General features: G+C 66.8%; 25 protein-coding genes. 18 read left to right on the forward strand and 7 right to left on the reverse strand.

From position 1 onward, the window contains the following. Positions 1-15 precede the first annotated feature (15 nt). Positions 16-642 carry a TetR/AcrR family transcriptional regulator gene (locus ABUA28_RS04930; protein WP_349902835.1) on the forward strand — a complete coding sequence of 209 codons (627 nt, stop codon included), beginning with the start codon at positions 16-18 and terminating at the stop codon, positions 640-642. Here the strand turns inward: ABUA28_RS04930 and ABUA28_RS04935 are convergent. Further along, complete coding sequence (locus ABUA28_RS04935; protein WP_349902836.1) at positions 599-1,297, reverse strand: GntR family transcriptional regulator; 699 nt, start codon at positions 1,295-1,297, stop codon at positions 599-601. The genes ABUA28_RS04930 and ABUA28_RS04935 overlap by 44 nt on opposite strands. Before the next feature lie 95 nt (positions 1,298-1,392). Between ABUA28_RS04935 and ABUA28_RS04940 the strand changes: the two genes are divergently transcribed. After that, entirely contained in the window at positions 1,393-2,055 is a 663-nt protein-coding gene (locus ABUA28_RS04940; protein WP_349902837.1) for a Pr6Pr family membrane protein, read from the forward strand. A gap of 17 nt (positions 2,056-2,072) precedes the next feature. On the opposite strand, the gene ABUA28_RS04945 is transcribed toward ABUA28_RS04940, so the two are convergent. Further along, entirely contained in the window at positions 2,073-3,383 is a 1,311-nt protein-coding gene (locus ABUA28_RS04945; RefSeq protein WP_349902838.1) for a flavin monoamine oxidase family protein, read from the reverse strand. Between the two features lie 340 nt (positions 3,384-3,723). Here ABUA28_RS04945 and ileS point away from each other — a divergent pair, with 340 nt between their 5' ends. From ileS to ndk, 4 genes are read left to right on the forward strand one after another with little or no spacing between them, the layout of a single operon-like run. After that, positions 3,724-7,065 carry an isoleucine--tRNA ligase gene (gene ileS / locus ABUA28_RS04950; protein ID WP_349902839.1) on the forward strand — a complete coding sequence of 1,114 codons (3,342 nt, stop codon included), beginning with the start codon at positions 3,724-3,726 and terminating at the stop codon, positions 7,063-7,065. Next, complete coding sequence (locus ABUA28_RS04955; protein WP_349902840.1) at positions 7,058-8,449, forward strand: bifunctional folylpolyglutamate synthase/dihydrofolate synthase; 1,392 nt, start codon at positions 7,058-7,060, stop codon at positions 8,447-8,449. Before ileS ends, ABUA28_RS04955 begins: the two co-directional genes overlap by 8 nt. After that, positions 8,437-8,862, forward strand: a complete 426-nt coding sequence (locus ABUA28_RS04960) for a DUF4233 domain-containing protein (RefSeq protein WP_349902841.1) — start codon at positions 8,437-8,439, stop codon at positions 8,860-8,862. Before ABUA28_RS04955 ends, ABUA28_RS04960 begins: the two co-directional genes overlap by 13 nt. After that, positions 8,859-9,281 (forward strand): nucleoside-diphosphate kinase, encoded by a 423-nt coding sequence (ndk, locus tag ABUA28_RS04965; RefSeq protein WP_349902842.1) that lies wholly within the window; start codon positions 8,859-8,861, stop codon positions 9,279-9,281. Before ABUA28_RS04960 ends, ndk begins: the two co-directional genes overlap by 4 nt. A gap of 54 nt (positions 9,282-9,335) precedes the next feature. Here ndk and ABUA28_RS04970 read toward each other — a convergent pair whose 3' ends face one another. The 3 genes from ABUA28_RS04970 to ABUA28_RS04980 all read right to left on the reverse strand — a co-directional run bounded on the left by ABUA28_RS04970 (position 9,336) and on the right by ABUA28_RS04980 (position 12,170). Next, on the reverse strand, positions 9,336-10,238 hold the full coding sequence (locus ABUA28_RS04970) for a DsbA family protein (protein WP_349902843.1): 903 nt from the start codon (positions 10,236-10,238) through the stop codon (positions 9,336-9,338). A 68-nt stretch (positions 10,239-10,306) separates the two neighbouring features. After that, positions 10,307-11,191, reverse strand: a complete 885-nt coding sequence (locus ABUA28_RS04975; RefSeq protein WP_349902844.1) for a DsbA family protein — start codon at positions 11,189-11,191, stop codon at positions 10,307-10,309. Between the two features lie 118 nt (positions 11,192-11,309). Continuing rightward, positions 11,310-12,170: a vitamin K epoxide reductase family protein gene (locus ABUA28_RS04980; protein WP_349902845.1), complete on the reverse strand. Its 861-nt coding sequence runs from the start codon at positions 12,168-12,170 to the stop codon at positions 11,310-11,312. 394 nt (positions 12,171-12,564) lie between these two features. Here ABUA28_RS04980 and ABUA28_RS04985 point away from each other — a divergent pair, with 394 nt between their 5' ends. Then, positions 12,565-15,144, forward strand: coding sequence for an Rne/Rng family ribonuclease (locus ABUA28_RS04985; protein WP_349902846.1), 2,580 nt, complete (start codon positions 12,565-12,567; stop codon positions 15,142-15,144). Here ABUA28_RS04985 and ABUA28_RS04990 read toward each other — a convergent pair. Further along, a complete protein-coding gene (locus ABUA28_RS04990; protein ID WP_349902847.1) occupies positions 15,141-15,437 on the reverse strand; it encodes a DUF4031 domain-containing protein in 297 nt (98 codons plus the stop codon). The genes ABUA28_RS04985 and ABUA28_RS04990 overlap by 4 nt on opposite strands. A 384-nt stretch (positions 15,438-15,821) precedes the next feature. Here ABUA28_RS04990 and rplU point away from each other — a divergent pair, with 384 nt between their 5' ends. The 4 genes from rplU (at position 15,822) to proB (ending at position 18,948) form a co-directional block, all read left to right on the forward strand. Beyond that, a complete protein-coding gene (gene rplU / locus ABUA28_RS04995) occupies positions 15,822-16,130 on the forward strand; it encodes a 50S ribosomal protein L21 (RefSeq protein WP_349902848.1) in 309 nt (102 codons plus the stop codon). Positions 16,131-16,160: 30 nt separating this feature from the next. Then, on the forward strand, positions 16,161-16,418 hold the full coding sequence (gene rpmA, locus ABUA28_RS05000) for a 50S ribosomal protein L27 (RefSeq protein WP_349902849.1): 258 nt from the start codon (positions 16,161-16,163) through the stop codon (positions 16,416-16,418). A gap of 96 nt (positions 16,419-16,514) precedes the next feature. Next, on the forward strand, positions 16,515-18,092 hold the full coding sequence (gene obgE / locus ABUA28_RS05005) for a GTPase ObgE (RefSeq protein ID WP_349902850.1): 1,578 nt from the start codon (positions 16,515-16,517) through the stop codon (positions 18,090-18,092). Positions 18,093-18,120: 28 nt separating this feature from the next. Next, the gene (proB, locus tag ABUA28_RS05010; RefSeq protein WP_349902851.1) at positions 18,121-18,948 is read left to right on the forward strand and encodes a glutamate 5-kinase; all 828 of its coding nucleotides are present in this window, start codon (positions 18,121-18,123) and stop codon (positions 18,946-18,948) included. Between the two features lie 9 nt (positions 18,949-18,957). Here proB and ABUA28_RS05015 read toward each other — a convergent pair whose 3' ends face one another. Continuing rightward, positions 18,958-20,283, reverse strand: coding sequence for an MFS transporter (locus tag ABUA28_RS05015; protein WP_349902852.1), 1,326 nt, complete (start codon positions 20,281-20,283; stop codon positions 18,958-18,960). 57 nt (positions 20,284-20,340) lie between these two features. Between ABUA28_RS05015 and ABUA28_RS05020 the strand changes: the two genes are divergently transcribed. From ABUA28_RS05020 to ABUA28_RS05050, 7 genes are read left to right on the forward strand one after another with little or no spacing between them, the layout of a single operon-like run. Further along, a complete protein-coding gene (locus tag ABUA28_RS05020) occupies positions 20,341-21,609 on the forward strand; it encodes a glutamate-5-semialdehyde dehydrogenase (RefSeq protein WP_349902853.1) in 1,269 nt (422 codons plus the stop codon). Positions 21,610-21,667: 58 nt separating this feature from the next. Beyond that, a complete protein-coding gene (locus ABUA28_RS05025) occupies positions 21,668-21,841 on the forward strand; it encodes a hypothetical protein (RefSeq protein ID WP_349902854.1) in 174 nt (57 codons plus the stop codon). Between the two features lie 9 nt (positions 21,842-21,850). Beyond that, complete coding sequence (gene nadD / locus ABUA28_RS05030) at positions 21,851-22,453, forward strand: nicotinate-nucleotide adenylyltransferase (RefSeq protein ID WP_349902855.1); 603 nt, start codon at positions 21,851-21,853, stop codon at positions 22,451-22,453. Continuing rightward, on the forward strand, positions 22,450-24,126 hold the full coding sequence (locus tag ABUA28_RS05035; RefSeq protein WP_349902856.1) for a hypothetical protein: 1,677 nt from the start codon (positions 22,450-22,452) through the stop codon (positions 24,124-24,126). Before nadD ends, ABUA28_RS05035 begins: the two co-directional genes overlap by 4 nt. 54 nt (positions 24,127-24,180) lie before the next feature. Continuing rightward, entirely contained in the window at positions 24,181-24,558 is a 378-nt protein-coding gene (rsfS, locus tag ABUA28_RS05040) for a ribosome silencing factor (protein ID WP_349902857.1), read from the forward strand. An 11-nt stretch (positions 24,559-24,569) separates the two neighbouring features. Next, positions 24,570-25,553 (forward strand): hypothetical protein, encoded by a 984-nt coding sequence (locus ABUA28_RS05045; RefSeq protein ID WP_349902858.1) that lies wholly within the window; start codon positions 24,570-24,572, stop codon positions 25,551-25,553. Continuing rightward, positions 25,540-26,079: a GNAT family N-acetyltransferase gene (locus ABUA28_RS05050; protein WP_349902859.1), complete on the forward strand. Its 540-nt coding sequence runs from the start codon at positions 25,540-25,542 to the stop codon at positions 26,077-26,079. The genes ABUA28_RS05045 and ABUA28_RS05050 overlap by 14 nt, the downstream gene beginning before the upstream one ends. Positions 26,080-26,085: the final 6 nt, after the last annotated feature.

The raw sequence follows: 26,085 nt of genomic DNA on the forward strand, positions 1-26,085 counted from the left end.
CCCAGAAACGAGGCGATGGTTGCCATGAGACACGAGTCCGTCGGTCGTCCGCGCTCGTCTTCCCGTGACACGCTCGAAGACGCGGCGCTCGAACTCTTCCTCGAGCAGGGCTACGCAGCCACGACCATCGGCGACATCACGCAGCGTGCAGGCGTGAGCCGCAACACCTTCTTCAACTACTTCGAGTCCAAGAGCGACCTGCTCTGGCTCGAGGTGGATGCAGGCATCGATCGCCTCGTGGAAGAGCTGAACGCGGTTTCGGCAGACGCGCCGCCCCTGCCGACACTGCGCGAGGTCATCCTCGGGGTCGCTCGCGAGGTCGGAGCGGACCGGGTGCCGCTCGCGCTCACCCAGGGCGAGGTCATGGGCAGCCAGGGCGAGGCCGCGGGCTCTGGACTCGCGAGGTTCGCCAGGCGAGCGGATGTCCTGGCCGGCTTCCTGGCTCCCCGCGTCGGTGTCGCGAGAACCGAACTCGTCATCGTCGCCAGCTCGAACGCGCTCGCCGGTGCCATCTCGGCGGCGTGGGAGAGCTGGGCGCGCGACGGAATCGCGCGCGGACCGCTCGCCGATTACGTCGCGGAGGCCTTCGACCTCGTCGTCAGCGGCGTTGCTGCTGCGGTGGAGTCTGCTTCCCGACGATAGCCATGCCTCGTGCGGTGAATCCCCTGCGGTTCGTGCGCAGCGAGTCCGTGACGCGCTCCATCGTGTGACGGATGTGAGCGACCGCGAGTTCCGCTGCAGCAGCGGCATCGCGCGCAATGAGCGCGCGCAGGATGTCTTCGTGCTCGTTGCCCGCGACCTCGCCGCCGGAAGTCACCCGCACCTCGAGCCAGCGTGTGCGGGCGAGTCTCGTCATGATCCCCTCGACCGCGCTCACCAGGAAGTGGTTTCCGCTGAGCTTCGCGAGTTCGACGTGAAAGTCCGGTCCGATGTGAGCCTCGTTCGGCACCTCGGCCGAGTGGGGAGTACGCAACTGTGCCTCGAGGGCACCGAGCTCGGCATCCGTTGCCCGCTGAACCGCGAGGCGCACGACGGCGCTCTCGATCGTCTCGCGGAACTCCGCGAGTGCCTCGAGCTCGTCGAGATCGATGGGGGAGACGATCCATCCTCGGCCGACGCGCTGCGCCAGGCCCTCGCCCTCGAGCCTCGCCAGTGCCGCGCGCACGGGAGTGCGGGAGGCGCCCCACTCCGCCTCGAGGCCGCGCTCGGTGAGGCGCTGCCCCGGCGCGAGGTCGAGATCGAGAATAGCCACACGCAGGCTCTGGTAGAGCAGTGTGGTCTGGGAGGCATCCGGCACAGCCCAAGGATACGGGAGTGATGACCCGGGCTTCGTAGACTGCCAGTGGCGATGCGAAGACCCGCGCGTCGTACGCGGAGGTGGACTGAACGGTGGTGAACCGCACGACGTCCGTCGACCAGGCGACCGTGCGCACGGTCGTGGGCATCGTTCGCATGGTCGGCGCGGTCGTGTGTGCCGTCGCCCTCGTGGCACGGTTCATCTGGGGACTCGGTTCCGTCACCTTCACGGCGTCGAACTTCTTCGCCTATCTCACCATCCAGAGCAACCTGGCCTTCGTGGTCGTGATGGTGGTCGCGGGAATCATTGCGCTGCGCTCGCCCAGGGACCCGCGCTGGCTCACGACGGCGCGTGCGGCCGTGCTCAGTTGTACGGTCTCCGCCGGTGCGGTCTTCGCCCTGCTCGTCGAACAGGCGGGCGTGCGCGGACTGCCGCTCAGCGTGCCATGGTCGGATCAGGTGCTGCATTTCTGGCTGCCGGCGCTCGCGCTCATCGACTGGACGATTTCACCCGGCCGCGGGCGTGCGCTGTGGCGGAGCGTCGTCTTCGTGCAGGTGTACACGGTCGTGTGGGGGGTCGTCACGCTCATTCGCGGGTCCGTGGTCGGGTGGTATCCGTACTTCTTTCTCGACCCCGCGCAGATCAGTGGAATCGGAGAGTTCCTGCTGCTCTCCTGTGTCGCGCTCGGCTCGTTCGCTGCGATCTCGTCCGGCGTCGTGCTGCTGTCACGCCTGCGGCCACCGCTCGAACGGCTCTGAGCCGGCTCTGAACAGGCTCAGGCGTCAGCGAACGGCTGAAGTGCGCGCACGGCGCCTGCCGTGAGCTGTTGGTCATTGAGCTTGGCGACCCGGCGCGCGGCCTCACCGCCAACGAGCCCGACCACGAGCGGCTCGGAGGTCAGGGGCTCGAGATTGACCCAGCTTGTGATGTCGTCGTCCGTGCCGACAAGATTCCAGATCGCGGCATCCGTCCTCCAGAACTTCTCGTCGAATCGAAGCCAGACTGTTTCGACACTGCCGACTCCGAGCGAAGAGATCGCCGTGCGGTGCGGCAGGGGGAGCAGGGGAGCGAACTTCATACTGCGTTTCTTCAGCACGCCGAGCGGAACGGTCACGATGACGCGATCCACTCGAAGGGATTCGCCGGAGCCGAGGCGCAGACTCACCCCGGAGTCGGTGTACGCGACCTCCGCGACCACTGTCGAGAGCGAGGTCTTGATATCCTCCAGAGCGTCCTTCACGAGGTCGGAGTACCCTCCGGTGACGACCTCGTCTGGAACATCCTGGTCGATGCCGTACCAGCTGGAGAGCTCGGTGGGGTCTGCGCCGTAAAGCGTCGAGAGCGAGCCGAGGTACTGCTGCAGCATCGCGGCGCCATCGAAGCCCTTGGCTGCCTTGCCTTCGGCGCTCTGTGCTGCGCCGGAGCCGTCGAGTGCGGCGTGCAGCGAGACATCCTGTGCCTGCTGCTCGGCCCAGGCGATACTCGCCGTGACGGCGGCGGGCCCGGCCGGATAACTGCTCGCTGTAGAGGTGGGGGAGACGAAGGTCTTCGTCTGGAGTGGCGCGGTGGCGATGGAGAGTTGCTCGAGTCTCGAGTGCGTCGGGTCATCCGCCGAGGTGCGCCAGGCTCCGAGTTCGACGGGAGTCGGCCAGCTCTTGGAGGTGATCGAGTGGATGCGGCCGCCGATTCGGTCGCGCGCCTCGATGACGACGACGTCGTAGCCGTTCTGTTTCAGGATTCTCGCGGCCTCGGCTCCCGCGATGCCGGCGCCGATCACCGCGATCTTGTCCTTGCGATCCGCAACGATTGCGAGATCCGCTGCCGCACGTGCGCCGGAGTCCAGCGCTCCGGCGACCGTTCCAGCCTTGTCTGCCGAGGTTGCCTCTCCCGCGAAGAAGACGCGATCGAGAACGGGCTGGCGCAGTGCGTCTCTGTGTGCGGGCGTAGACCCGACGGCCATGTAACTGTGGGAGCCGAGCGAGTACGGATCCGTGGTCCAGGAGCTGCGCGCAAAGGCAGTGGGCTGGGGGAGTCCGGGCCTGGTCGGGGTCACGCTCGGGCGTGGGCTCGGCGTCGGAGTGTCCACACCGCAAGCCGACAGCATCAGGAGGGACAAGCCTGAACCTGCCCCGAGAAGGAAGCTGCGACGAGTGAAGGACATCTCTGCGCCAGACTACTAGAATCGACGAAGCGGCTTTGATCCGGCAATCACCGGGGAGCCTTCGGAAGAAAAGTCCTTGTCGTCGTCTGCGGGTACGCGGGCGCGGTGGGCGCTGGTAGAACCGAACGGGTCTGGCCCGTCACAGCCAAAGAACAAGCGGTTGGCGCGGGAGCGAGAGCACCGGGCCGACAAGCGGGGTGGTACCGCGGCAGGGACGAACGAACGCCTGCCGTCCTCGTGAGAAGCAGACCTCACAAGGAGCGACATGAACTACCCACGGGGATCCGCCGATGGCACCGCGGCTGAACCACTGAGCGCCGGGCCGCTGAGCCCCTCGCCGAGCTTCCCCGCGATCGAGCAGGGCATCCTTGCCTTCTGGAAGGGCGACGACACCTTCCGGGCCTCCGTCGACCGGCGCGAGGGATGCGAGGAATGGGTCTTCTACGACGGCCCGCCCTTTGCCAACGGCCTGCCGCACTACGGCCACCTGCTCACCGGGTACGCGAAAGATCTCTTCCCGCGCTACCAGACGATGCGTGGCAAGCAGGTGCATCGCCGTTTCGGCTGGGACACCCACGGACTCCCCGCCGAGCTCGAGGCGATGCGCCAGCTCGGCATCACCGAGAAGTCGCAGATCGAAGAGATGGGCATCGAGGCGTTCAACTCCGCCGCGCGCAGCTCCGTTCTCGAGTACACCAAGGAGTGGCAGGAGTACGTCACCCGGATGGCCCGCTGGGTGGACTTCGAGAACGACTACAAGACCCTCGATGCGACCTTCATGGAGTCCGTGCTGTGGGCATTCAAGGCGCTCTACGACAAGGGCCTCGCCTATGAGGGCTTCCGTGTGCTTCCGTACTGCTGGCACGACGAGACGCCGCTGTCGAACCACGAGCTTCGCATGGACGACGACGTCTACACGATGCGCCAGGACCAGACGGTCACGGTGACCTTCCCGCTCACGGGGTCCAGAGCGGACGAGCTCGGCCTGGCCGGGGTGCGCGCGCTCGCGTGGACGACGACGCCGTGGACCCTGCCAACGAACCTCGCGCTCGCGGTCGGGCCGGACATCCGCTATTCGGTGGTGCCCGCGGGCCCCCAGGGCGGTGCTGACGGCGCGGCCGTCGGCGCAGCCCGCTACCTGCTCGCGGGCGACACCATCGCCGCCCATGCGAAAGACCTTGGCTACGCCTCCGCTGAGGAGGCGCTCGCCGCGGTGACGTCGACGTTCACGGGGAGCGAGCTCGGCGGAATCCGCTACGAACCGCTGTGGGACTACTACACGGATGTCGAAACCTGGGGCACGCAGAACGCCTGGCAGATCCTGGTCGCAGACTACGTTGCCACGGGCGAGGGCACCGGCATTGTGCACCAGGCGCCCGCCTACGGCGAGGACGACCAGCTCACCTGTGCTGAGGCGGACATCCCCGTCATCGTCTCCGTCGACGACGGTGGAAAGTTCCTGCCCATGTTCGACGAGATCGCAGGGCTCCAGGTGTTCGACGCGAACAAGCCGATCACGCAGCGACTGCGCACAGACGGTCGGCTGCTGCGGGTTGCGAGCTACGAGCACAGCTACCCGCACTGCTGGCGCTGCCGCAACCCGCTCATCTACAAGGCGGTCTCGAGCTGGTTCATCCGCGTCACCGAGTTCCGCGACCGCATGGGCGAACTCAACCAGGACATCAGCTGGGTGCCGGAGAACGTCAAGGACGGACAGTTCGGCAAGTGGGTCGGCGGCGCTCGCGACTGGTCGATCTCGCGCAACCGCTACTGGGGCTCGCCCATCCCGATCTGGAAGAGCGACGACCCCCGGTACCCCCGGGTCGACGTCTACGGGTCGCTCGAGGAACTCGAGCGCGACTTCGGCGCCCTGCCGACCAACGCGAACGGCGAGCCAGACCTGCACCGCCCGTTCATCGACGACCTCACGAGGCCGAACCCCGACGACCCGAGCGGCGCATCGACCATGCGCCGCATCGAGGATGTCTTCGACGTGTGGTTCGACTCCGGCTCCATGCCGTTCGCGCAGGTGCACTATCCGTTCGAGAACCAGGACTGGTTCGACACACACAGTCCAGCCGACTTCATCGTGGAGTACATCGGCCAGACCCGCGGCTGGTTCTACGTGATGCACGTGTTGTCGACCGCCCTGTTCGATCGTCCGGCCTTCACCAACGTGATCAGTCACGGCATCGTGCTCGGCAGCGACGGCCAGAAGATGTCGAAGTCGCTGCGCAACTATCCGGATGTCTCGGAGGTGTTCGACCGGGACGGTGCGGATGCCATGCGCTGGTTCCTCATGTCGTCCTCGGTCATCCGGGGAGGCAACCTCGTCGTCACGGAGGAGGGCATTCGCGAGGGTGTACGGCAGCTCATCCTCCCGCTGTGGAACAGCAACTACTTCTTCACCCTGTACGCCAACGCCGACAATTACGAGGCGAGCTGGCGTACCGACTCCACCGATCCGCTCGATCGCTACCTGCTGGCGAAGACCCGCAGGCTGATCGAAGAGGTGACGGCTGATCTCGACGCGCTGGACTCCCCGCTCGCGGCCGTCGCGCTGCGCGATTTCGGTGACGTGCTCACCAACTGGTACGTCAGGCGCAGCCGTGACCGCTTCTGGGCGGGCAACGCGCCCGAGGCCTTCGACACCCTGTACACGGTGCTCGAAACCCTCACACGGGTGGCCGCGCCGCTCCTGCCGCTCATCACGGAGCAGGTCTGGAAGGGGCTCACCGGCGGTCGCAGCGTGCACCTGACCGACTGGCCCGACGCGGCGCTTTTCCCCGAGGACGACGAGCTGGTCGAGGCCATGGACCGCGTACGCCACATCGCCTCCTCCGGTCTCGCGCTGCGCAAGGCCAGGGGGCTGCGGGTGCGGTTGCCGCTCGGCTCGCTCACGGTCGTGGGGGAGAACACGGCGTCTCTCGAGAGCTTTGTCGACATCCTGAAAGACGAGTTGAACGTCAAGGCGGTGTCCCTGCGCCCATTCACGGTCGAGAGCCTCGCAGAGTATGGCATCACGCACAGGCTCACGGTCAATGCGCGTGCTCTCGGCCCCCGCATCGGCAGGGATGTGCAGAAGGTCATCGCTGCGGCCAGGGCGGGCGACTGGTTCGAGCGTGGGGGTTCCGTGACGGTTGGTGGTTTCGAGCTGCTGCCGGAGGAATACGAGCTCGAACCGCAGTCCGCGGATGAGGCTCGCGCCATCAGCTTCCTCGCGGATGGCGGGTTCGTGCTGCTCGACACCGTGACGACGCCAGAGCTCGAGGCCGAGGGGCTCGCGCGCGACCTCGTGCGTGCCATCCAGGATGCTCGTAAGGGCGCGGGGCTTGAGGTGAGCGACCGGATCGCACTCTCGCTGTTCTTCGGCTCCTCGGCTGAGGCCGCGGCGGTCGAGCCGTTCGGCGGGATGATCGCGCAGGAGACCCTCGCCGAGCGCTTCACGGTGGTCGCCTCGGATGCTCAGGGCGGCAGCGCGGAGGAACTCGCCGCACTTCACGGCACGGTGGACGCGTATCGTTCACTGGTGCAGTCTCAGAAATACGCAAACACGGCAGATGTCGTCGTCGAGCTGAAGGTCATTGGATCGGTCATTGATGTCTAAGAAGAACGGCGAGCAGGACCCGGAACTCAGCGAGGACTCGCTGTTCCAGCGCGACGCCGATCGCGTCTACCAGGACCTGCTCGGACGGGTGGGGGAGCTCGGGCTGCAGCCGCGGCTCGCGCCGACCAGGCGCGTCGTGGAGCTGCTCGGCGACCCGCAGCGCGCCTACCCGATCGTGCACATCACCGGCACGAACGGCAAGACGAGCACGAGTCGCATGATCGAGAGCATCCTGCGCGCGTCGGGCCTGCGCACGGGCCTGCTCACGAGCCCGCACCTCGTGCGCCTGAACGAACGCATCATGATCGACGGAGAGCCGATCTCCAACGAGGGCCTCGTGACCAATTGGCAGGACATCCAGCCCTACGTGGCGATGGTGGATGCCGAACTCGACATCGCAGGAGAGCCGCACCTGACCTTCTTTGAGGCCTTCACCGCTCTCGCCTTCGCGAGCTTCGCGGATGCACCGGTGGATGTCGCGGTCATCGAGGTCGGGATGGGCGGCGAGTGGGACTCCACCAACGTCGGCGACGGACAGGTGGCCGTGTTCACCCCGATCGCGCTCGACCACACCAAGCGTCTCGGCAGCACGATCGCGGAGATCGCACGCACCAAGGCGGGCATCGTCAAGCCCGCTGCCGCGGTCGTCTCTGCTGCCCAGACGCCGGAGGGGCTGGCAGAGCTCGAGCGCGCCGCAGAGCTCACCGAGTCCTCGATCGCGGTGCAGGGCACGGCGTTCTCGTTGCTGGGCAACACCGTTGCGGTCGGCGGTCAGGTCATCTCGGTCAAGGGACTCGCCGACACCTATGCCGAGCTGTTCCTTCCGCTGTTCGGCGATCACCAGGCACAGAACGCTGCCGTGGCGATCGCCGCTGTCGAAGCGTTCATCGGCGGGGGCACGCAGCCGCTCGCGCACGATGTGGTCGAGGAGGGCCTCGCGACGGCGACCTCGCCGGGCCGCCTGCAGGTCATCGGCATCGAGCCGACCGTGATCATTGACGCAGCGCACAACCCGCACGGCGCGGAAGCCCTCGCCAAGGCCGTCGGCAGCTACTTCACCTTCGACGACGTGACGGTCGTGCTCGGCGTGTTGGCCGACAAGGATGCCCGCGGCATCGTGCGCGCGCTCGCACCGATCGCCACGAGGTTCCAGGTCACCCAGTCGAGTTCCGAGCGCGCGATCCCCGCGGAGCGGCTGGAGGAGCTCGTGGCCGAGCTCACCGAGAGCGGTGTGAGCCACGAGTTCGACGACCTCGAGTCCGCACTCGACGACGCCAGGGAGTGGGCCGCTGCCGCACCTCGCCGTGCCGTGCTCGTGACCGGCTCGATCACGATGATCGGCGACACCCTCGTGCTCGCCGAGGAGCGGGGATGGAAGCGATGAGCGCTCCGGTGCAGGCTTCCGGCGCGTCCAGGAAGCGCAGGCGCCGCTCGGCCGCGGAGTCGCTCCTGTCGATTGCGCTCGGCCTCGAGGCAGCGCTCATGTTCTTCGTCTCGCTCGCGGTGTTCCGCTTCGACGTGCTGCCGCCCGTGGTCGCTCTCGGCGGGGGAGCCGCGGTGATCGTGCTTCTCCTGGTCGTAGGGCGGTTGGTGCGCTTCGGGTTCGGTGTCTGGCTCGGCTGGGCGCTTCAGGTTGGCCTCATCGCCACCGGATTCCTGCTGCCGCTGATGTTCTTCATCGGAGCGGGCTTCGCGGCCATCTGGATCTACTGCTACATCACCGGCACGCGCCTCGACCGCAGGAATGCCGCCCTCGTACCACCCCCATCGCCGACTCACACTGAGGAGCAAAAATGACCACTGCTGTTGAAGAGACCCTGGTTCTCGTGAAGCCGGATGGCGTCGCACGCAACCTGACCGGCGAGATCCTGCGCCGTATCGAGGCCAAGGGCTACCAGCTCGTGGATGTGCGGCTCGTGCAGGCCGACCGTGACCTGCTCGGTGCGCACTACGCGGAGCACGAGGGCAAACCGTTCTACGAGCCACTCATCGAGTTCATGGAGTCCGGCCCGATCGTGGCATTCCGCGTTGCGGGAGTTCGCGTGATCGAGGGGTTCCGTTCGCTTGCAGGCACGACCGATCCGACCACGGCGGCGCCGGGCACCATTCGCGGTGACCTGGGGCGTGACTGGGGACTCAAGGTGCAGCAGAACCTCGTGCACGGGTCGGACTCACCGGAGTCTGCTGCGCGCGAACTCGCACTCTGGTTCGCCTGAGCGCAGCTATACCCGAGCGCGGGTCGGGACCCCCGCCACGGCCCGTGCGATGTTCTACTCGGTGGGAACCGTGGCCAGGAACCTGGTGAAGGCGGTCGTGTCGGTGAGGTCGTTACCCTTCGGCTTCCACACCACACCGTTGACGATCACGGTCGGCGTGGCAAGGCCGTTCGGCGGCGTCGTCAGGTTTGAGTTGGGAATGGTCGTGCCTCGGGTGCGCTGGGTCTCCTGACCGACCCAGGTGGAGAACTCCTGTGTTTTCACGCAGGCGCTGATCTTGTTGCTGCTCGGTCCCGCCTTACTCAGGATGGAGATGAGCTCGTCGTCGCTGAGGCCGGGGGTGTTTTCGGGCGGCTGGTTGGCAAACAGCGCCGCGTTCACCGCGAAGAAGTTGTCTGGGTCATAATTCGCGACGCACGCGGCGGCATTCGCCGCGCGGGTCGAGTACATCGTGCGCTGCGAACTTCGGTCGAGGTTGGCGATCGGATGGATCTCGAGGGTCGCCGCCCCGCTGGAGACCAGTTCCTTGAGCTGCGCGTTGTTCGTCGTCTCGAACTGCTGACAGAACGGGCACTGGTAATCGATGTAGGTGACGATGTTGAGCTTGCTGCGATCCTGCTTCGTGGGCGTTGGCTTGCCGCCCGCTGCGATCGCCGGTGTGGGAACCGCGGCAAGATCCGGTCCGCTGAGGAGGATGCCGTCGCTGGCCATGTTGAGCGGCCCGCCGGCGTTCGTGGAGAGTTCAACGGGTTTCGGCTGGTTGACGATGACGAGCATGACGATGGCCGCGATCGCGATGACGGCGATGCCGACGCCGCCCTGCAGGAAGAGCCTGTTGCGGCGAACCCTCTTGCGTTCGGCCTCGCGGTCCAGGCGGGCCTTCTCACGCGCTGCTTCGCGGCGATCCTTCTTGCCTGGATTCTTACCGCCAGGGGTGCTGTTTCCCGGTGTCGCCATCTGGCCCGTCCATCGCTTTCTCTCGAGTGGTTCACGCGGCTCGGAAGAAGGTCGCCCTCAGAGTGATCTCAGTTCTTGGTCTTGGCGATGCTCTCCACGAAGGACACGAACGCTGCGCCGTCCTGTGGCTGGCCCGGGTACTGCTGTCCGTCAACGAAGACCGTGGGAGTTCCACGGAATTTCGTCGGCGTCACCGTATTGGGGAACGTGCCGTTCAACACCCTGTCGGATTCCGCTCCGACCCAATTGGCGAACTTCTGGGTCTTCACGCAGTTGGTGATCGCACTCCCGCTGGCACCCGCATCCTTCAGCACGCTGAGGATCTGGGCATCGGTCTTGCCCGGAGTCGACTCTGCGGGCTGGTGGGTGAAGAGCGCCTGCATGACGCTGTAGAAGGCCTCGGGCTGGTCGTTCGCGACACAGGCGGCGGCGTTGGCCGCGCGGGTCGAGTACATGTTGCCCTGCGAGGCTCGGTCGAGGAACGAGATCGGGTGGATCTCGATCGTGGCCACTCCGCTGTCAACCCACGACTTGATCTGCTCGCCGTTCGCCGCCTCGAACGCCTGGCAGATGGGGCACTGGAAGTCGACGTAGCTGACGATATTGACGGTCTTCGCGTGCTTCGAGGGGTCGGTTGGCACGGGGTCCTCGCCGGCCTTGAGCGCGGGCGTGTTCACGACCTGCGTGGTGTTTCCGCTGAGGAGGATGCCGTCGCTGGCCATGTTGAGCGGCCCGCCGGTGTTCGTGGAGAGTTCAACGGGTTTCGGCTGGTTGACGATGACGAGCATGACGATGGCCGCGATCGCGATGACGGCGATGCCGACGCCGCCCTGCAGGAAGAGCCTGTTGCGGCGAACCCTCTTGCGTTCGGCCTCGCGGTCCAGGCGGGCCTTCTCACGCGCTGCTTCGCGGCGATCCTTCTTGCCAGGGGTGCTGTTGCCCGGTGTCGCCATCTGGCAGTTCCATCGCTTTCTCTCGAGTGATTCTGGGAGCTCAGAAGTCTGGTGGTACTGAAATAGTGTCAGGCCAAGGCTGACGAACGCCCGTGAATCAGCTTAAGGGCCCTGTGGCTCACAGCGTGTTGATCACGTCGAGCCGAAGCTGCGCCATCATCACGATGATCACGTAGCAGACGAAGGTCAGCAGCGGCACCCAGCCGTATGCGGCGGCGAAGAACCGCCGTGCTGCTGGTGGAACGGGGATGGTGCCGGCCTTGAGGTTATAGAGCGTCACGGCCCAGAACAGCGGAATCGTCACCGACCAGGTGACCATGCACCAGATGCACAGCGTGCCGATGATGAGGATGCTCTGGCCGATCAGCCAGAAGACCAGCACCGCTGCACCGAGCACACCCGCGTTGAACGCGATCCAGTACCAGCGACGGAACCGCACGCCACTCAGAAGCGCGATGCCGACTGCGATCGGGGCAACCCAGCATCCGACACCGATGAGCGGATTCGGGAAACCGAATATCGAGCCCTGCCAGGAGAGAAGGTTCGCCGTGCACTGCACCGTCGGGTTGACGTCGCAGTTCAGCGCAGTCGCGGGGGAGACGAACGCGACGATCTTGTCGATCGAGAGCTCCCACGCAGCGAGAAGACCGATGACGCCGGCGACGATGAGGAAGATCCCGAGTCCGACCGGACGGCGGGGTGTCTCCTCCTGGGCCGCAGCATCCGGGGTCGCCCCGCGCGATGCGAGCCGGCCGACGCCCCACGCCGTGACGGCGGCGAAGACCGACACGCCGAGAAGCGACGGTGGGAAACCCAGGGCCGCATCGACTCCGTGCAGTGCGGCTGTGTCCCCGGCAGCCTCCAAGGCACGGAAGGCCGCGATGATCGCCAGGAGAGAGACGAGAACCCCGACGCCACCGACGACGGTCAGAATGACAGAAAGCGCGGTTCGACTTCGGGTCGCGTGAATCGGAGGCACACTCGGATTATTGCATGGTGTCAATGCCGTGATGCTGGGAATGCATGCGATAATCAACTCAGTTGCCCGAGCCGCGCTCGGAGCGACACCAAGAATGCTTACCGGGTATGAAACCGGGCCGCATGCACGTGATCGAGTTCAGACATGGCGCCTTATTGAGGGCACCGTGGGCGCAAGGCGCGCTGGAGAACAGGTGTCACGAGCAGAATGCGTCGGATGGCCAGTTCCGAGGAGAAACGAAGAAGACGAGCGGAACCAGAGACAGTGCACAAGGGTGCAGAGCCGGTTCTGGAACGTCAAGGATTAGCGGGGATTCGCCCAGGCGAAAAGCCGCACGAGAGAGTACCCGGCGGGGTGGCGCGGATTCCCGCACCGGGCTAGGAGCGCACCAGCGATGGTGGAGAAGAACGAAGACAACTCAGGTAATAACGAGCCAGTCAAGAAGCGGGGTCGACTCTTCGGCTCTCGCAAGAAGGCGGTGGATGCTCCGGCGGCCACCCCGGTAGAGCAGGCGCCAGTGCCCGAGTCGGCCCAGCCCGGGCCGACGCAGTCGGCGTCCGCGCAGGCCGAGCCGACGACGAAGGCGGCGAGCAGGACACCGGCGAGCAAGGCCGCAGCAGCCAAGTCAGCGGCGAGCAAGGCACCCGCGAAGAAGGCCACAGCATCCGCGTCGGTCACGCTGTTGAGCGACGAACCCGCCATCGGCAACGAACCCGCTGTCAACCCCGTGGAGAAGACTGCGGGATCCCGCGGCAGGAAGGCGGCATCCGTCGACACGGCGAAGCAGGTTCCGTCGACCACCTCGCTCCTGTTCCAGGCGCCCGATCTGCCCGAGCTGCCGCAGCATTCGCGCGGCAACGACCCGCACGACGGCCACGACGACGGCGACTCGCCGACGGTGCGCCGCAGGGCGCGGCGTCGCAGCGGCGAAGAAGACGACTCAGAGGGCACCCCACCGAACACCGTCGTCAAGGTGCGCAGCCCGCGCAAGCAGGCCGAGCCGAGCAACGAGCCCCAGAAGGTCCGCGGGTCCACGAGGCTCGAAGCCAAGAAGCAGCGTCGTCGCGACGGTCGGGATGCCGGTCGTCGTCGTCCCGTGATCAGCGAGGCCGAGTTCCTCGCCCGTCGCGAGAGCGTCGACCGCGTGATGGTCGTGCGTTCCAAGCACGACCGCATCCAGATCGGTGTGCTGGAGGATGGCGTGCTCGTTGAGCACTACGTCGCCAAGTCCCAGGACGCATCCCTCATCGGCAACGTCTACTACGGTCGCGTGCAGAACGTGCTGCCGAGCATGGAGGCGGCCTTCGTCGACATCGGGCGCGGCCGAAACGCCGTGCTCTACTCCGGCGAGGTCGACTGGGATGCCGCAGCCGAGAACTCCGCAGACGGCAAGAGCCAGGCGCGCCGCATCGAGCTCGCGCTCAAGCCAGGCGACAAGGTGCTCGTGCAGGTCACCAAGGATCCGGTCGGCCACAAGGGGGCCAGGCTCACGAGCCAGGTCTCGCTCCCGGGGCGCTACCTCGTGTACGTGCCCGGCGGATCGATGAACGGCATCTCCCGAAAACTGCCTGACACCGAGCGTGCCCGCCTCAAGAAGATTCTCAAGGAGGTCATCCCCGAGCACGCCGGCGTCATCGTGCGCACGGCTGCAGAGGGAGCCACAGAGGAACAGCTCACCCTCGACGTGAGCCGCCTGACCGCACAGTGGGCCGAGATCAGCGCTGCGCTCGAGACCGTGCAGGCTCCGGCGCTTCTGCACAGCGAGCCGGACCTCCTGGTCAAGATCGTGCGCGACGTGTTCAACGAGGACTTCCACAAGCTCGTCATCGACGGTGAGGATGCCGAGGGCACCATCTCCGGCTACCTTCGGCAGGTCGCCCCGGATCTGATCGACCGCGTCGAGAAGTACGAGGGCACCGCAGACTCCTTCGACGAGTACCGCATCTCGGAGCAGATCGAGAAGGCGCTCGACCGCAAGGTCTGGCTGCCGTCCGGTGGGTCGCTCGTGATCGACCGCACCGAGGCCATGACGGTCGTCGACGTCAACACCGGCAAGTTCGTCGGCTCGGGTGGAAACCTCGAGGAGACGGTCACCAAGAACAACCTTGAGGCGGCTGAGGAGATCGTGCGCCAGCTTCGGCTGCGCGACATCGGCGGAATCATCGTCGTCGACTTCATCGATATGGTGCTCGAGTCCAACCGCGATCTCGTGCTGCGCAGGCTGGTCGAATGTCTCAGCCGCGACCGCACGAAGCACCAGGTCGCCGAGGTCACCTCTCTCGGTCTCATCCAGATGACCCGCAAGAAGCTCGGCCTCGGCCTGCTGGAGTCGTTCAGCGAGCCCTGTGAGGTCTGCGCCGGTCGCGGTGTCATCGTGCGCCACGACCCGGTCACCAAGCATCGCCAGAGCGCGCAGCCGGAGCCGCGTCGTGGACGCAAGGGTGGCAACGGGGGGGACTCCGGTCGTGGCGGTTCGGGCGGTTCGAACCAGGCCAAGAGCAGCACCGGTGGAACCCACGCCATCACCGAGGACGTGAAGAGCGCGCTCGCGCAGATCGCCGCGAGCACCATCGTCCACGCCGGCGGTACAGAAGATGGCGCACAGATTGGCGCACAGGACGGTGCGCAGGACGACAGGCAGAAGGGCGCGGATGCCGCGGCAGTCCTCGCGTCCGGGCTGGCCGCATCCAGCGACACGCCCGCTGCGGCGGACACGGGCGAGCGCGCTCCTGCGCACCCTGAGGCCACGCCCTCGACACCGGACAACTCCCTCCTCGAGATCCTCGACATCCCGGTGAAGAAGAACGCGAGGGCGCCGCGCAAGCTGAGCACCCACGACGCCGAGCAGATCCTCGACTCGGTGCTGGATGCCCTCCCCGAGCCGAAGCAGCCCGGCCAGGGGCGTTCGCGCACCTCGCGCCGCGCATCGAGCCAGGGCACCGTCACGACCCACAGCGACGACACCGCGGTTTAGCGTTCCTGCGGGTCCTCCGGCCGGATGCTTCGGCGCTCACGCTGGGAGACCCGCAGTCCGCTCGCCTGCAGCCGCGTCACGAGTCCGCGGATGCTGACGGGCTCAGCACCCGCCGCGACGAGCGTGTCGTAGCGCTCGGCTGGCACGTCGTAGTGGTCCAGATCGAAGCTGCGGGAGGGTAGGCCTGCGGCGTCGGCGAAGGCGTGCAACTCCTCGAGCGAGTTGTCGCTCACGAGGTGTGACCATAGTGTGCCGTGAGCGGGCCAGATGGGCTGGTCAATCAACACGGTCATGATGAAAAGCCTAGACATGGCCACACCGTCGAGACGGGAGCGAAACCATGTCACGATTCGAAGGTCTGTCGGAACGCAGCCGTGTGCTGCCGCCGGTCGTCGTCGGCGCGAGCATCCTGCTGTTCACTTTTGCGGCGCCGCGTTTCTCGTCGCCATCTCATCGACACTCGGACAGGCCGTGAATGTACTTCCGCTGACCGTTCTGGCCGTAGTGTTGACGTGGAGTTGGCTCGTACGGCATCCCGCTTATCAGGCGGAACGAGCCGACGCGGTCGAGGTTTGACCGGTTCGAGAATCTTCGAGTAGTATTGACTCTCGGTGTGTGCTGGGCTAAGCCCGCTGTTCTGCGCCAAGAGACTTCTCTCACATAGTTAGGGTTACCAAGTGGTTTACGCAGTTGTGCGCGCCGGCGGTCGGCAGGAAAAGGTTGAGGTTGGCACGATTGTCGTGCTCGACCGCATCAAGGCCGACAAGGATGGAAAGATCGAGCTGGCACCGGTGCTGCTCGTTGACGGCAGCAGCATCACGCATGATGCGAAGGCGCTTGCGAGGGTCACGGTGACGGCAGAGGTCGTCGGCGATGAGCGCGGACCGAAGATCGTCATCCAGAAGTTCAAGAACAAGACCGGTTACAAGAAGCGCCAGGGCCACCGCCAGGAACTCACCCGCGTCAAGATCACCAGCATCAAGTAGTTTTCACCTCATTCTCTTAGGGACGTCGAAATGGCACATAAAAAGGGCGCAAGCTCCACTCGTAACGGTCGCGACTCCAACGCGCAGCGCCTCGGCGTGAAGCGCTTCGGCGGCCAGGTCGTCGGTGCTGGCGAGATCATCGTCCGCCAGCGCGGCACGCACTTCCACCCCGGCGTCAACGTCGGCCGTGGTGGAGACGACACCCTGTTCGCGCTTGCCGCGGGTGCCGTCGAGTTCGGTGCCAAGGGCGGCCGCAAGGTTGTCAACATCGTGGAAGCCTCCGCGTAGTTCCCGATGTTGCTTTAGTTTTGAGCTGTACCAGTTCCGGCGGGCTTCGGCTCGCCTGAACTGTTTAACGCCGCTATCGGCAGAAGGGACGCGAATATGGCCACCTTCGTCGACCAGGTAACGCTCCACCTCAGCGCGGGGGATGGCGGGGACGGCTGCGTCTCGGTCAAGCGCGAGAAGTTCAAGCCACTGGCGGGCCCGGACGGCGGTAACGGCGGCGACGGCGGCGACATCGTGCTGCTGAGCGACACCCAGACCACGACCCTGCTCGGCTATCACCGTGCACCGCACCGCAGGTCCGACAAGGGCGGGCCCGGTATGGGCGACCACCGCAACGGCTTCGATGGCGGCGAGCTCGTGCTTCCTGTGCCGGTCGGCACCGTCGTCAAGAACGCCGACGGCGAGCAGCTCATCGACCTGAGCGAGACGGGCATGCGGTTCGTCGTGGCACAGGGCGGCCAGGGCGGTCTCGGCAATGCGGCCCTCGCGTCCACCAAGCGCAAGGCTCCCGGATTCGCGCTGCTCGGAACACCCGGCTGGGAGGGCGACGTCCTCCTCGAGCTCAAGGTCGTCGCCGACGTGGCCTTCGTGGGATATCCGTCCGCCGGCAAGTCCAGCCTGGTTGCCGCGATCTCTGCCGCGAAGCCGAAGATCGCCGACTATCCATTCACGACCCTGCATCCCAACCTCGGCGTCGTGCAGGCGGGCGATAACCGCTACACGGTCGCGGATGTCCCCGGCCTCATCGAGGGAGCCAGCGACGGCAAGGGCCTCGGCCTCGAGTTCCTGCGCCACGTCGAGCGCTGCAGTGCGCTCCTCCATGTGCTGGACTGCGCCACGCTCGACCCGGGCCGCGATCCGATCAGCGACCTCGACGTGATTCTCGCTGAGCTCGCGGCGTATCCGGTGCCAGAGGGCCAGCGCCCGCTCATCGAGCGGCCCCAATTCATCGCACTCAACAAGGTCGACGTGCCGGAGGGGCGTGATCTCGCCGATCTCGTGCGTCCGGAGCTCGAGGCGCGCGGCTACCGGGTCTTCGAGGTGTCCGCGGTGAGCCGCGACGGGTTGCGCGAGCTCTCCTATGCGCTCGGCGACCTCGTCCAGGCAGATCGAGCCGCGGCGGCAGCGGCAACTGCGGATAGCCCACGCATCGTGCTCAGGCCGAAGGCCGTCGGCGACGCGGGCTTCACTGTGCACGTCGAGGGCGGCTCTGGCGGCAATGTCTACCGGGTCGTCGGAGGCAAACCCGAGCGCTGGGTGGCCCAGACCAACTTCACGAACGAGGAGGCAATCGGCTTCCTCGCGGACCGCCTGGCCAAGGGTGGCGTCGAGGACGCGCTGTTCAAGGCGGGTGCCGTCGCAGGCTCGACGGTCATCATCGGTCCAGGACGTGGTGTCGTCTTCGACTGGGAACCCACGCTCACCTCGACCGCCGAGCTGCTGACCGCTCCGCGCGGCACGGATCCGAGGCTCGCACAGACCGATCGTCCGACGAACAAGGCGCGCAGGCAGAACTATCGCGAGCGGATGGATGCGAAGGCCGAGGCGCGTGCCGAGTTGCTCCGCGAGAGGGAGGCCGGCATCTGGAATGATGATGAGGGCTTCGCGATCGACCGGACCGCGGGCGAACACGCCGAGGCGCAGCGCGAGGATGACGAGCCCTCGCGTTCCTGACACTGCTTGAAGAACGCTGACAACACCCATGCCTGAAACGACCGACACCGGCCCCCTGACCGTTCTGCGCCGGATTGCCTCTCGCGAGGAGGTGCCGCAGGCGCGGCGCGTCGTGGTCAAGGTCGGGTCGTCGTCGGTGAGCGGGTTGAACACCGCGCAGATCGCGCCACTCATCGAGGCATTGGCGGAGGCGCACGGGCGCGGCGTGGAGATCGTGCTGGTGTCGTCCGGGGCCATAGCCACGGGCATCCCGTACCTGAGGCTCGATTCGCGCCCCACTGACCTGGCCACCCAGCAGGCGGCAGCGGCCGTGGGGCAGAACGTGCTCGTCTATCGCTACCAGGAGAGCCTGGACCGCTTTCAGATCGTCGCGGGGCAGGTGCTTCTCACCGCGGGGGACCTGCAGGACAAGAAGCACCGCAGCAACGCCCGTCGCGCGATGGAACGGCTGCTCGGTCTGCGCATCCTCCCGATCGTCAACGAGAACGACACCGTGGCGACACACGAGATTCGCTTCGGCGACAATGACAGGCTCGCGGCCCTCGTCTCGCAGCTCGTCAACGCAGAACTGCTCGTGCTGCTCTCCGACGTCGACGCGCTCTACACCCGTCCACCGAAGGAGCCCGGTGCCGTGCGGATCGATCGGGTGGCCGTCGGCGACGATCTCTCGGGCATCGAGTATGGCGGCATCGGCGACACGGGCGTCGGGACGGGCGGTGCGTCCACGAAGGTCGCGGCAGCGAAGCTGGCCTCGAACTCCGGGACCGCCGTGCTCCTCACCTCGACGGCGAACGTGGCTGCGGCGCTGTCCGGGGCTCCCGTCGGCACCTGGTTCGACGCGGCAGTCCGCGACTGACGCGCGTCGCTAGAGCGCCCTCGCCGTCTCCCGCTCGGCCAGGGCGAGGTGTTCCACGCGGTGCGGCGGCACGAGGGGGAGAGCGAGTAGGGGTGCGGCCGCGGTCGCGAGGAGGGCGAGCGGGTAGCCGACGACCGCGATGAGAGCGCCGAGCGCAGGTCCCACCGCGGATGCCGCGAGAAACTGCCCGGTGTTCTGGGCACCGAGTGCGCGCCCAGCCCAGTCACTCCCGGCGAGCTCGGCCACGGCCGTGTAGGCCAGGCCGTTGTCCGCGACGCTCGCGCAACTCGCCAGCAGGTACGCAGCGGCGACGACGAACGGCACGCCGGGGGAGCCGACGAACGCCGTGGCGACCATCGTCAGCGCCGCGGTGACCGCAACCCACCTAAGGGGCGACAGTCGGCTACCCACGCGGTCGCTGAGCACCCCGACCCCGATGCGTCCGAGCGCGCCGACGAACTGGCTGACGCCGATCAGGGCGCCAGCGGCGAGTGGCGCCCAGCGCTGCTCGCTCACCAGCCAGACCAGTCCGAAGGTGGAGAGGGCGAACTGTGGCACGACGAGCAGTGCCGATGCCAGGTGGATACGCCACAGCACTCCGTTGGCCCGATAGGGGTTCACCCCTGACGCATGTGTGGCGAGGGAAGCAGGCTCGTGGCGGGATGAGCGACTCCCTCCGCGGGCCGGCTGCTCCCGCCGCGAAGTGGGTGTGATGCTGCGAAGAGGGTTCACGATCCACAGTGCGCACGCCGCTGCGCAGAGTGCCGTGAGCAGCGCGCCGAACGCGAAGGCGGCGCCCGCGCCGATGGACGAGGAGAGGGTCGGAACGGTGACGGCTGCGACCGCGACGCCGAGGGGCTGGCAGGTCTGGCGGATGCCCATGGCGAGACCCCGACGCTTCGCCGGGAACCAGCCGATGACCACCCTGCCGCTCGCCGCGTTGGTCGACGCCGCGGCCATCCCCGCGCCGAGCAGGAATCCGCCGAGGATCAGCAGTGTCCCGGTGGTCGGGCGCTGGCCCGGGTGCAGCCCGGTGCTCGCAGCGGCCGCGCCGATGGCGGCGATTGCAGTGAGGGCGAGGCCGCCGGAGAGCACCCAGCGCTCGCCGTAGCGATCGGTGACGGCGCCCCAGGCGACCAGGGTGAGCACCATGCCGAGCGTCGGCACGGCCGCGAGAGTGCCCGCCTGGGCGAGATTGAGCCCGAGGTGCGCGTGTAGCAGAGGGATGAGCAGTGCGGGGGTCGTGACCACGAGGGTGCCTGAGGCCTGCGCCGCGACTCCGATGCCGAGCATGAGCCAGGGGCTGGCGTCTGCCCTCGTCGTGGTGGTCGTCATCCATGAAGCCTACGGTATTCCAAACTGGTATACCAACTGGGGTTCTAGACTGAAGGCATGCCTGACATCCTTGTCTCAACGCCGTCTCTGCTCGAGCGGCTGGGTGCTGCGCGCGTTGCGTCGATCCCGCTGGCCACCGCGACCACGGACGTCAAGAACCGGGCGCTCGCGGCCATCGCCCAGGGCATCCTCGACAACGCGGACGCCATCGTCGAAGCGAACGACCTCGACCTGGCCAACGGCCGGGAAAATGGCCTGAGTGCGGCCCTGCAGGACCGACTGCGCCTGGATTCCGCACGCCTGACCGGCCTCGCGGACTCCGTGCGGCAGATCATCGCCCTCACTGACCCCGTCGGCGTCTCCGTGCGTGGCCAGACGCTGCCCAACGGTCTCAAGATCAGCCAGGTGCGCGTTCCCTTCGGTGTGGTCGGCGCCATCTATGAGGCTCGCCCCAACGTCACCGTCGACATCGCGGCGCTCGCACTCAAGAGCGGCAACGCCGTCGTGTTGCGCGGAGGCAGTGCCGCAGAGAACAGCAACCGGGTGCTCGTGCGCACGATCCAGGACGCGCTTCGTTCCGCCGGCCTTCCCGCGGATGCCGTGCAGACGATCGATGAGTTCGGCCGAGACGGCGCAAAAGAGCTCATGCAGGCCCGCGGCTACGTGGACGTTCTGATCCCGCGCGGCAGTGCAAACCTCATCAACACCGTGGTCATGGAGTCGAAGGTTCCCGTGATCGAGACGGGTGCGGGAGTCGTGCACGTGTTCCTCGACGAGTCCGCGGGAGAACAGCTCTCCGCGCGTCTCGTGCACAACGCCAAGGTGCAGCGCCCGAGCGTGTGCAATGCGCTCGAGACCCTGCTCGTGCACGCCGCGGCCGCTGAGCGTCTGCTCCCGCCCGTCCTGCGCACGCTGCGCGAGGCGGGCGTCACTATCCACGCGGATGCCCGCAGCCGTGCCATCTTCCCCGATGCCGTCCCCGTGACGGAGGAGGACTGGTCGACAGAGCACATGTCGCTCGACATCTCGGTTGCGGTCGTCGACGACCTGGACTCGGCCATCGAGCACATCCGCAGGTACTCCACTCACCACACCGAGTCGATCATCACCAACGACCTCGCGAACGCCGAACGCTTCCTCGCCGAGGTGGACTCCGCGGTTGTCATGGTCAACGCCTCGACACGGTTCACGGACGGCGGGGAGTTCGGATTCGGCGCCGAGGTGGGCATCTCGACCCAGAAACTGCACGCGCGCGGCCCGATGGGTCTGCCCGAATTGACGAGTACCAAGTGGATTGTGCGCGGTTCGGGCCAGATTCGCGGCTAGATTAGTACTTGCCGGCTCACGCGTCGGCACGCAGGGATCTGTGAACGGAGAAACGTAAATGTCGTTGCTGAACTCGGTGGTTGCGGCAGCAACCGAGACCCATCTCACCGCGCCTGCCTGGATCTTCCCGGCCGTCGCTGCGACGCTCTTCATCGCGCTCGGGTTCATCGTGTGGAGCTTCCGTGACGTTGCGAACCGGCACACCAACAAGCTTGGCGGCGACCAGCACTAGGCAGACCCGGTGGTCGAGACTGAGGTTCGGCACCCGCGCATCGGCGTGATGGGTGGAACCTTCGATCCCATCCACAATGGCCACCTCGTCGCGGCCAGCGAGGTCGCACAACAGCTGCACCTTGACGAGGTCGTCTTTGTTCCGACCGGTCTCCCGTACCAGAAGGAGGGCGCGACCTCCGCGGAGCATCGGTATCTCATGACGGTCATCGCGACGGCGGCGAATCCCCAGTTCACGGTCAGCCGCGTCGACATCGATCGCGACGGTCCGACATACACGATCGACACCCTCCGCGACCTGCGCGCCGAGCGCCCGGACGCGGAGCTGTTCTTCATCTCCGGGGCAGACGCGATCGCGCAGATCCTCGACTGGAAGGACGTGGCCGAGCTCTGGTCGCTCGCGCACTTCGTAGCTGTGACTAGGCCGGGACATCCGCTGTCTGTTTCCGGTTTACCTGAGTCAGACGTAAGCTTGTTGGAAGTGCCCGCCTTGGCGATCTCGTCAACCGACTGTCGCGAGCGGGTAAGCCGGGGATTCCCGGTGTGGTATTTAGTTCCCGACGGTGTTGTTCAGTACATCTTCAAACACCACCTGTATCGGAGTCAGACATGACAGCGTGGCAAGACCAGCCTCCTCAGAGTCGGCGAGAGCTGCGCCTGAGCGAGCAGCGTGGAGCCGACGGCAACAACAACGCGCCCAGTGAGGACGAACTCGCCGAGCAGCGGGCGCGGGATGCCGAAGCAGACACCGCGAACGTGGCACGCCCCGAGTGGGCTTCCTCACCCCGTCGCAGGTCGCAGCACGCATACTCACAGGCCCAGGATGGAGCGGAGCGCCCCTCCCAGATTCCCAGCTACGGTGGGCCGTCGTTTGGTTCCGGTGCCGCTGGCCTGCCAGCGCAGCCCATCGCTCCGGAGGAACGCACACCCGAGCTGCAAACCCCGGATGCGCGTCATCCCCACCGCGCGGATGGCTTCGACGCGCGTGCCCCGCGCGTCGACGACACTCCTCCCGCCTATCGCGTGCGGGAGTTCAACCCGGAGTCGCGTCGCTCCATGTACTCTGCGACCTCCGAGCTCTCTGCCTCGGACTGGAGCAAACCCGGTGCGGCAGGAGAACCGGTCGACCTCGACTATCGCACGCAGCAGCGTCCGAGCCTGCGGCCCGAGCCCGCGCAGACACCCGCAGTGAGCGTCGTGCCCGAGCGCCCGCAGCCGAGTTCGGAGCACACTCTCACCCGTCGTGAGCTGCGAGCCATGCGCGAGGCGTCAGAGAGAGCGGCAGAGCAGGGCGCGGCGGCCCCCGCGCAGCCCACCGCCGCGCCAGACCCGGCGACCACGCAGACCGGGCCCCAGCAACAGGAACCCCAGCAACAGGAACCCCAGGGCCAGGAGTTGGGCCGCCGCCCCGAGACCCAGACCGCCCAGATACCTCCGCCCCTCCTGACGCCGCCGCCGCTCCAGGCCCCGGCTGCTCCGGCTCCGCAGTCGTCGCAGGAGCTCTCTCGGGCGATGGCAGAGTTCGACACGCTCATCTCGCGCGACATTCCGGACGCGCCTGCTGCTGTTGCCGCGAAGCGGCCCTCCGTCTTCACGCCCGGTCCCGTGCATCCCACCGCGGACGACCAGTCGAGCAACGAGCAGCAGGACCACGAGCAGCAGGACCACGAGTCGCAGGACGCCGACCAGCCCGGGAACGACCAGCCCGGCAACGACCGACCCCGCAGCGACCGACCCGAAGATGGCCAGCCGAACGGTCGCGTCATCGAGGAGGATCCTGCCGCCGACAAGGTGTACACGGTGCCCACCGGGCACTGGTCCACGCAGGGAGCCATCGACGACGAGACGCAGCCCGGGGGTGTCGTGCTCAGCCGCAACGTTGCCGCGGCCGGGAGTCCGGTCACCGCGAGTCACCTGGTGATCTCTTCGATCCCCACGGCGAATGACCTTCTGCTGCCGTTCAGTGCGACAGGCGAGATCATGGTCACCGGCACGATTGACCTGCCGCGCAGTCTCGGGACGACGGGCGCGCATCCCGCCCGCTACGACCATTCGGACGTCGACGCGCTGCTCGAGGCGAGCGACCGCGAAGACAGCAACGTCGACTCCGCTCCCGTCAGGGCGATCCGCGCGGTGAGCACCCACACCTCCAGCCGCGGGCTCATCGGAACGGTGAAACCGCCGCGCAGCAGCCGCCTGCCCATGGTGCTGGCCATTTCGACCGCCGCGGTTGCGGCTGCCGTCGTCGTGCTGTTCGTGGCCGGCTTCGTGCTGCACCTGTTCTAGTCCCGTGGCCGATTTCTCCCTTTCTTCCCCTTTCTCTACCCCTGTGAGGACTCCGTGACCGCGACAGAGTACGCCCGCGAACTTCTGCACCTGGCCGCCATTGCCGCGGACTCCAAGCAGGCAGAGGATCTCGTCGCCCTCGACGTGTCCGGCCCGCTGCCCCTGGCCGACATCTTCCTGCTCGCCACGGGGCGCAACGAGCGCAACGTGATCGCGATTGCGAGCGAGATCGAAGACAAGCTCATCGAGGCAGGGACGAAGCCGCTCCGCCGCGAGGGTCGCACCGAGGGCCGGTGGATCCTGCTCGACTTCGGTGACCTCGTCGTGCACGTCTTCCACGAGGAGGACCGCGCGTACTACTCGCTCGAGAGGCTCTGGAAGGATTGCCCGGTCATCCCGATCGATCTTCCGGTGCGCGAGTCGGCCGAGTAAGCCTCGCCGTAATGCCCGCCCGACTCGCGCTGCCGTGCTGGACGGGCGCCGCGGATGACCGTGCGCGCACCCTTGCGGGCATCGACGCCTGGGCGGGCAGCGCGGCCCTCGCGCGCATCGTGAGGGTCTTCGGTGGTGAGACCGCGGATCGCCGTGGTGCCGAGCTCCTCGACTGGCTTGACGGATTCTCTGCGGTCCACTGGGACTTCCGCAGGGGAGCGGAGCGCAACCTCGCGCCCGTCGCGACGCTTCCGGACGGCGTGGAGCGTCTCGTGTTCGAGGCCGCGCCTGAGCTGGGACTCGCCGGCCCCTATTCTCCACGCCTGGCCGAATACGACAGCGTGCTCATGACCGGCGGGATGATTCGCGCGGAGATCGTCAAGCCGCGGTTTGCGCGGGAGTTACTTGCTGGTGGCCTGAAGGCGACGTGCGTGGTGTTCCTGGGCGGGTTCCGCGCGTTCGCGGGTGATGAGCTCGACCTCGCGCCCGTCTTCGGCGTACGCGGCGACAATGAGTTCGATGCGATGGTCCACGGAATGGAGCTGGCGTTCGGGCCGCTCGGCGAACCCGAGGTCACGGGGAGCGGTGCAGGGCGGGGTAACTCCGACTGGCGGGTGTGCAGCTGGAGAATCGACGGACTGGAGCTGCGGGTGGTCGCGGCCCCGTCATCCGATCCGGAGCACAGGCGTGCGAACACGGCGGATACCTACCGATTCTGGGCAGACAGGGTTCGGCAGCGGGGGCATCGTTCCGTGCTCGTGGTCACGACGCCCATCTACGTGCCGTACCAGGGTGCTGGTGCCGTGGAGATTCTCGGGCTCGAGCACGCGCTCTCCGTAGAGACCATCGGGGCGAGTGAGTCCGCGAGCGACCTGGGGGAGCACAGCCAGCGGTACTCTGCGCAGAATCACCTACAGGAGATCCGCTCGGCCATCCGTGCACTGCGTAGCCTGAGGGGCAGACTCACGACGGGAGACCAGGGTGGCGCAGAGTAGGTACCCGGTGTTACGGGGCGATCGACTGCGACTGCGTCCGCCGGGGGTGGCGGATGCCGCGCCGCTGCTCGCAATCCTGCTCGAGCCCGAGGTCTCCACGTGGTGGACGGGCTATACGCCGGAGATCGTGCAGAGCGAGATGGTCGAGTCCGATCGGCACCTGGTGATCGAGATCGACGGACAGGTGGCCGGCGCAGTCGCCATCTACGAGAACAACGAGCCGGAGTATCGGGCCGCGGCGCTGCACATCTTTCTCGGCGCACATTGGTACCGCAATCGCTACGGCGCCGAGGCGCTGGCCACCGCGATCAACTTCCTGGTGGAGCAGGGGCATCACCGCTTCACGCTGGACCCTAACGCGAACAACGCTCCCGCTATCCGCAGCTACGAGCGTCTCGGTTTCGTGAAGGTTGGGCTGGCACGCGACTACCAGCGTATGCCGAGCGGTGAGTTGAATGACGCGCTGCTGATGGATCTGGTGATGCGCGACTTCCCGGGCGGGCGCATCGACTGGCGTCGCGACTGATTCCGG

The sequence above is a fragment of the Parafrigoribacterium humi genome (assembly GCF_040227205.1).
GTDB classification, from domain to species: Bacteria; Actinomycetota; Actinomycetes; order Actinomycetales; family Microbacteriaceae; genus Parafrigoribacterium_A; species Parafrigoribacterium_A humi.